Origin of the sequence: Thermus sp. (genome assembly GCF_037444525.1) — a bacterium.
Taxonomy (GTDB): domain Bacteria; phylum Deinococcota; class Deinococci; order Deinococcales; family Thermaceae; genus Thermus.
Window position 1 is genome coordinate 1 of record NZ_JBBIMD010000089.1, and the last position, 5,876, is coordinate 5,876.

The window sequence follows — 5,876 nt, forward strand, 5'->3', positions numbered from 1 at the left end:
GGGTTACCGTTTCCCTCACTGCTTCCCTCAAGATCATCTGGAGGGTATCCTGATCCATGGGGTACCTCCTCTCCCGTTGGTACCCCCATTCATACACATACCCTTACACATAATTCCTTACACGACCCGTGGGTTCCTGGCGGGCATCGGCTTCACCATGGCCCTCTTCATCGCCGCTTTGGCTTTCCCAAGCCCCTCCCTTCTCGACCAGGCCAAGCTTGGGGTGCTCTCCGCCTCCTTAGCCGCGGCCCTCCTGGGGCTCAGCCTGACGTACCTGAGCGCCCACAAAGGGGTGTAGGCCCAGTTCCCTATCCCCCACCCGAGGGGGGTTTCCTAGGATCGCTGTACCCTAATATGGCGGCATGCGAACCCCGGTGGACCTGCCGGACCCCCTCCACCGGCGCCGCCATGAACAGCAAGCCCCTCCAAGTAGAGGAGGCCTGGGCCCTTTAGGGCTCCCCCTGGGCTTTGGGCGGACACGCACCTTGCGGCCTCCGCCTGGGCTGGGGGGCACCACCGGGTGACCTTTGACAAGGACTTTCAGCGCTTTCGCGGCCTCGCCCCCCTGGCCCTATAGCCCAGAAAGCTCCAGAAAGTACTGGTGGAGGCGGAGGTTCCCCGTAAGCTCGGGGTGGAAGCTCGCGGCCAGAACCTTCCCCTGGCGCACCAAGACGGGCAGGCCCCCAAGCTCCGCCAAGACCTCCACCCCCTCCCCCACCCGCCGAAAGAGAGGAGCGCGGATGAAGACCCCGGAGAAGGGCTCAGGGAAGCCCCTAATCTGGATATCTTCCCGGAAGCTCTCCACCTGCCGGCCGAAGGCGTTCCGCTCCACGGCCACGTCCAGCACCCCAAGCCGGGGTTGATCGGGATAGCCCAGGATCTCCCGGGCAAGCCATATGGCCCCCGCGCAGGTGCCGAAGACGGCGAGGCCCTCTTCCACTCCCTTCCGCACCGCCTCCTCCAGGCCATATTCCCGAGCAAGCTTCCCGATGGTGGTGGACTCCCCCCCGGGGACGATGAGGCCCTTAAGTCCCTTTAGGTGCTCGGGCCTACGCACCTCCCGGGCCTCCACCCCAAGCCGCCTTAGGGCCTCCTTGTGCTCGCGGAAATCCCCCTGTAAGGCCAAGACGCCGATCACGCCCCCCATCATAAGGGCTGGAAAGCGAGGAGGCGAAGGGCATTTAGGGTGACGAGCACCGTGGCCCCGGTATCGGAGAGCACCGCGGGCCAAAGCCCGGTGAGGCCAAGGAGGGTGGTGAGGAGGAAAAGCCCTTTAAGCCCCAAGGCCAGGGCCAGGTTGGCGTAAAGGACCCTCCGGGTGGCCCGGGCCAGGCGGAGGGCGGTTTCCAGGGCGGGAAGGCCCAGGAGGACCGCGTCCGCCGCCCGCTGGGCCACCCCCGTCCCCTCGGCCACGGCGAGCCCCACCGTGGCCTGGGCCAAGGCGGGGGCGTCGTTCACCCCGTCCCCCACCATGGCCACCCCTTCCCGGGCTAGGGCCTCCACCGCCTGAAGCTTCTCCTTGGGGGAAAGCCCAGCCCTTACCTCCTCGGGGCGGAAGCCTAGGACCTCCGCCTGGGGGCGGACCATGGGGTCCCCGCTCAGGAGGTGTAGCCTAAGTCCAAGGGCGCGAAGCTGTTCCAAAAGAGTCTTGGCCTCGGGCCTTGGGGCGTCCTGGAAGGCGAGGAGGGCGAGAGGCCTCCCCCCCTTTAGGAGGAGGGCCAGGGCGTGGCCCCGCTGGGCCAGGGCCTCGGCCTCCGGAAGGGGGTGGGGCCAGGATCTGGGGGTAAGGAGGGCCACCTCCTCCCCCCCAAACCGACCGTGTACCCCTTCCCCGGGGACCACCCTAAGGGCCTCCACCGGGAGGGGCTTTAGATCCGAAGCCGCCTCCCGCACCGCCCGGGCCAGGGGGTGGGCGCTTCCCGCCTCGAGGCCCAAGGCCAGGGCCAAGGCCTCCTCCCGGGAGACCCCGAAGGCCAGGACCTCCACCAGGCAGGGGCTTCCCAGGGTGAGGGTCCCCGTCTTGTCCAGGGCCAGGTGCCGCACCCCGGCGAGCCGCTCCAAAGCCCCCCCGTCTTTGAAGAGCACCCCGAACCGCGCCCCCCGGGCCACCCCAGCAGCAATGGCCGTAGGCACGGAGAGCACCAAGGCGCAAGGGCAGGCGATGAGGAGCAGGGCCAGGGCCTGGTAGAGGTGCTGGGGAAACTCCCCCCGGAAGAGGGGCAAGACCCCGCCCCAAAAAAGGGCGAAGAGGAAGACCAAGGGGGTGTAGCGGCGGCTGAAGGCGTCCACCAGGCGCTCAAGGCGGCCCTTTCGGGCAAGGGCCTTCTCCGCTAGGCGCTCCATCTCCCCAAGAAGCCCCGCCCCTGAAAGGACCTCCACCCGAAAGGTGAGGCTTCCCAAGAGCACCAGGCTCCCCCCATAGACCCGGTCCCCGGGGGCCTTCCCTTGGGGTAGGGGCTCCCCGGTGAAGGCCGCCTCCTCCACCTCCACCCTCCCTTCCAGGACCACCCCATCCGCGGGGACGCGCTCCCCCTCAGGAACCCGCACCCGGTCCCCCACCCTAAGGGCGGAAAGGGGGACCTCCTCCACCCGGTCCCCCACCAGCCTCAAAGCCCTCTTGGGGAGGAGATGGGTGAGGGCCCGGATCCCCTTCCGGGCCTGACGGACGCTATAGGCCTCCAAAACCTCCCCTAGGAGGAAGAGGAAGACCACCACCGCCCCCTCGGCCTCCGCCCCGATGACGAGAGCCCCCAGGACGGCCAGGGTCACCAGGGCCTGGATGCTGAAGGGGTCCCGGCGGGCCAAGGCGCGGCGAGCCAGGGGCAGGACACCCACCAAGGCCGCAAGGGCGTAGGCCCAAGGGGCAGGGGCCAGGAGGTTCCACCCAAGGGCCAAGAGGAGGAGGGCTCCGCTGAAAAGGGCGGCGCGGAAGGGGCCCGGGGGCCCCTCCTCCTGCCCCTCGGGCCGAAGACGGTAGCCCAAGGGCTCGAGGACGCGCCCCAGGCGGCCCTCGGCCTCAGGGGCCCGGAAGACCACGTAAAGCCGGCCGCTTGCGAAGCTCACCTGCGCGCTTTCCACCCCGGGAAGGGCCCTTGCCGCCTCGGCCACCTTACGGGCACAATCGGCGCAGTCCATGCCCTCCACCCAGTACGCACGCACCCTGGAGGCCTTCATGCCCCCAGGGTATCTTCATTTAAACATTTGGTCAAGTATTCTCTTCCTGGGCGTGGGCCAGAGCAACCTCCAACAAGGCCTCCACGTGACCGTCCGAAAGGCGGTAGTAGACCTGCTTGCCCGCCCGCCTATAGGCCACCAGCCGGGCCGCCCGCAGGAGGCGAAGCTGGTGGCTCACCGCGGAGACGGAGACCCCAAGGAGGAGGGCCAGGTCGCACACGCAAAGCTCCCCCGCCGCCCGAAGGGCCAGGAGGAGGCGGAAGCGGGTGGGGTCGGCCAGGGCCTTGAGGAGGTGGGTGGCAAGCCCCAAAACCTCCCCCCCCGGCAGGGCGGCCCGGGCCTTTTCCACCGCCTCCGGGTGGACCTCGTAAACCCCGCAGACCGCCTTACCAGCCCCGCTTGGCAAGCCGCTCCTCTTCCCGAAGCTGGTCCAGGTTGATCCCCACCATGGGCTCCCCCAGGTCCTCGGAGACCTCGGCCAGGACCTCGGGGTCGTTGTAGTGGGTCACCGCCCGCACGATGGCCCGGGCCCGCTTCCTGGGGTCTCCGGACTTGAAGATGCCGCTCCCCACGAAGACCCCGTCCATCCCCAGGTGCATCATGAGGGCCGCATCCGCAGGGGTGGCGATGCCCCCAGCGGCAAAGTTCACCACGGGAAGACGGCCGTGCTGGTGCACCCACTTCACGAGCTCGTAGGGTGCCCCGATGGACTTGGCGTAGGCCATGAGCTCGTCCTCCCTGAGGGACTGGACGTAGCGGATCTGCTTCCACATGGTGCGGGCGTGGCGTACGGCCTCCACCACATTCCCCGTGCCCGCCTCCCCCTTGGTGCGAATCATGGCCGCCCCCTCAGCGATGCGCCTTAAGGCCTCCCCCAGGTCCCGGGCCCCATTCACGAAGGGCACCTTGAACTTCCACTTGTCAATGTGGTGCTCCTCGTCCGCGGGGGTGAGGACCTCGGACTCATCGATGAAGTCCACCCCGATGGCCTCGAGGATCATGGCCTCCACGAAGTGGCCGATGCGCACCTTGGCCATCACGGGGATGGAGACCGCGGCCATGATCTCCTTGATGATCTTGGGGTCGGACATGCGGGCCACGCCCCCCTGGGCGCGGATGTCCGCGGGCACCCTCTCCAGGGCCATCACCGCCACCGCCCCCGCCTCCTCGGCGATCTCCGCCTGCTCGGGAGTGGTCACGTCCATGATGACCCCGCCCTTGAACATCTCCGCAAAACCGGTCTTGATCTGGAAGGTCCCCTTCTCCATGCCGCCCTCCATCCTCTAGCTTAAGGCCCCCCGGGTCAAGCCGGGGGGCCACAAAGAGGGGGCAAAGGGACTAGGGGAGGTAGGCCAAGGGGTTCCGGGCCATCCCACCCACCCGGACCTCAAAGTGCAGGTGGGGCCCTGTGGACCAGCCGGTGGAGCCCACGTAGCCGATGACCTGCCCCGCCTTCACCCACTGCCCGGAGCGCACGGCGATGCGGTTCATGTGGGCGTAGAGAGTCTCCACCCCACCCCCGTGGTCCAGGACCACGTGGAAGCCGTAGCCCACGCTGCTCCAGCCCGCCACCTCCACCTGCCCAGCCTTGGCGGCCACGATAGGGGTGCCGTAGGGGGCGGCCAGGTCTATCCCGGTGTGGTAGCGCTGGAAAGCCCCCCGCTGGCCGAAGTAGGTGGTGATGCGGAAACCAGAAAGGGGCCAGCGCATGGCCCCCTCCTGGTAGCTCACCCGCCGGACCTGGGGCCGGGGAGAGGCCTGCTGGCGCGGGGCCTGCCGCTGGGCCAAAGCCTGCTGGCGGGCCCTTTCTTGGGCCAGGCGCCGAAGCTCCTCCTGGCGCTTCCGCTCGGCCTCGAGGCGAGCTCTCCGCTCCGCCTCCTGCTTAGCCAGGAGGTTCTGGTAAGTGGTCTTGGCCTGGATGCCAGGAAGGAGGACCAGGTCCCCGGGCCTAAGCTCCGTGGGGTCCTTCACCCCGTTGGCCCGGGCCACCGCCACCGGAGAAAGGCCGAAGCGGGCCGCCAGGTCCACCAAGGTCTGCCCCTCCCCCAGGGTGAGGAGGAGGCCCTTGGCCTTCCTGGGGATATAAAGCTCCATCCCCGCCACCAGCCGGTCCAGGCTCTCCAAGGAGGGGTTGGCCGAGACCAGTTCCACAGGGGTGAGGCCAAAGCGCTTGGTCAGGGTGTCCAGGGTATCCCCCGGGCGCACCCGGTAGACCTCCACCCCAGGGGGAACCCTGGGGGGCCTCTCCTCCACCCCCACGATGGGGATGAGGAGGCGCTGGCCCGGGTAAAGGCGGTCCGACCGGAGGCCACTGGACCACATGATGTGCTTGGGATTCACCCCATAATGCTCAGCAAGGCCGCTTAGGGTGTCCCCTGGCTTGACCTCATAGATGACCCAGCCCTTACGTACAGGAGGGGACACCTCCACCGCGCGCTCGGGCAGGGGGAGGGGCAGGGCCAGCCGCAAATCCAGGGCAAGAGAAGGGGAGGCGGCGAAAATCAGCAGAATCAACCCTTTAGTAGCCCGCAACCTTCACCTCCAAAACCCCCTAAAACCTCCGGGGAATTATACCAACCCCACCCGTAAAAAAGGCAAGGGGTTGTAGTTGGCCAGCACATTTGAGACTCTGTGGGGACCCCCTCCTCCTTGAGCTTAGCCAGGAACCCCAAGGGCGCAAGACCCCCCAAAGCCCGGTGCGG

General features: G+C 68.0%; 6 protein-coding genes and 1 pseudogene. 1 reads left to right on the forward strand and 6 read right to left on the reverse strand.

Annotated elements, in window-relative coordinates; all coding sequences use genetic code 11:
• Positions 1-298, forward strand: a 298-nt coding sequence (locus WKI94_RS11230; RefSeq protein WP_337845818.1) for a Na+/H+ antiporter NhaA, incomplete at its 5' end; no start/stop codon positions are given.
• A gap of 273 nt (positions 299-571) precedes the next feature.
• Here the strand turns inward: WKI94_RS11230 and pdxT are convergent.
• The 6 genes and pseudogenes from pdxT to WKI94_RS11260 form a co-directional block, all read right to left on the reverse strand.
• Complete coding sequence (gene pdxT / locus WKI94_RS11235; RefSeq protein ID WP_337845823.1) at positions 572-1,147, reverse strand: pyridoxal 5'-phosphate synthase glutaminase subunit PdxT; 576 nt, start codon at positions 1,145-1,147, stop codon at positions 572-574.
• The gene (locus tag WKI94_RS11240; RefSeq protein WP_337845819.1) at positions 1,147-3,174 is read right to left on the reverse strand and encodes a cation-translocating P-type ATPase; all 2,028 of its coding nucleotides are present in this window, start codon (positions 3,172-3,174) and stop codon (positions 1,147-1,149) included. The genes pdxT and WKI94_RS11240 overlap by 1 nt, the downstream gene beginning before the upstream one ends.
• Positions 3,175-3,205: 31 nt before the next feature.
• Positions 3,206-3,580, reverse strand: a complete 375-nt coding sequence (locus WKI94_RS11245; protein ID WP_337845820.1) for a metalloregulator ArsR/SmtB family transcription factor — start codon at positions 3,578-3,580, stop codon at positions 3,206-3,208.
• On the reverse strand, positions 3,561-4,442 hold the full coding sequence (gene pdxS, locus WKI94_RS11250; protein ID WP_337845821.1) for a pyridoxal 5'-phosphate synthase lyase subunit PdxS: 882 nt from the start codon (positions 4,440-4,442) through the stop codon (positions 3,561-3,563). Before pdxS ends, WKI94_RS11245 begins: the two co-directional genes overlap by 20 nt.
• Before the next feature lie 70 nt (positions 4,443-4,512).
• A complete protein-coding gene (locus tag WKI94_RS11255; protein WP_337845822.1) occupies positions 4,513-5,688 on the reverse strand; it encodes a peptidoglycan DD-metalloendopeptidase family protein in 1,176 nt (391 codons plus the stop codon).
• Positions 5,689-5,742: 54 nt separating this feature from the next.
• A pseudogene (locus WKI94_RS11260) lies at positions 5,743-5,876 on the reverse strand (transposase); the annotation flags it as partial.

Bases quoted from the DNA above. Each gene is read 5' to 3' on its own strand.
- pdxT (WP_337845823.1), bottom strand. From the start codon at position 1,147: ATGGGGGGCGTGATCGGCGTCTTGGCCTTACAGGGGGATTTCCGCGAG.
- WKI94_RS11240 (WP_337845819.1), bottom strand. From the start codon at position 3,174: ATGAAGGCCTCCAGGGTGCGTGCGTACTGGGTGGAGGGCATGGACTGC.
- pdxS (WP_337845821.1), bottom strand. From the start codon at position 4,442: ATGGAGAAGGGGACCTTCCAGATCAAGACCGGTTTTGCGGAGATGTTC.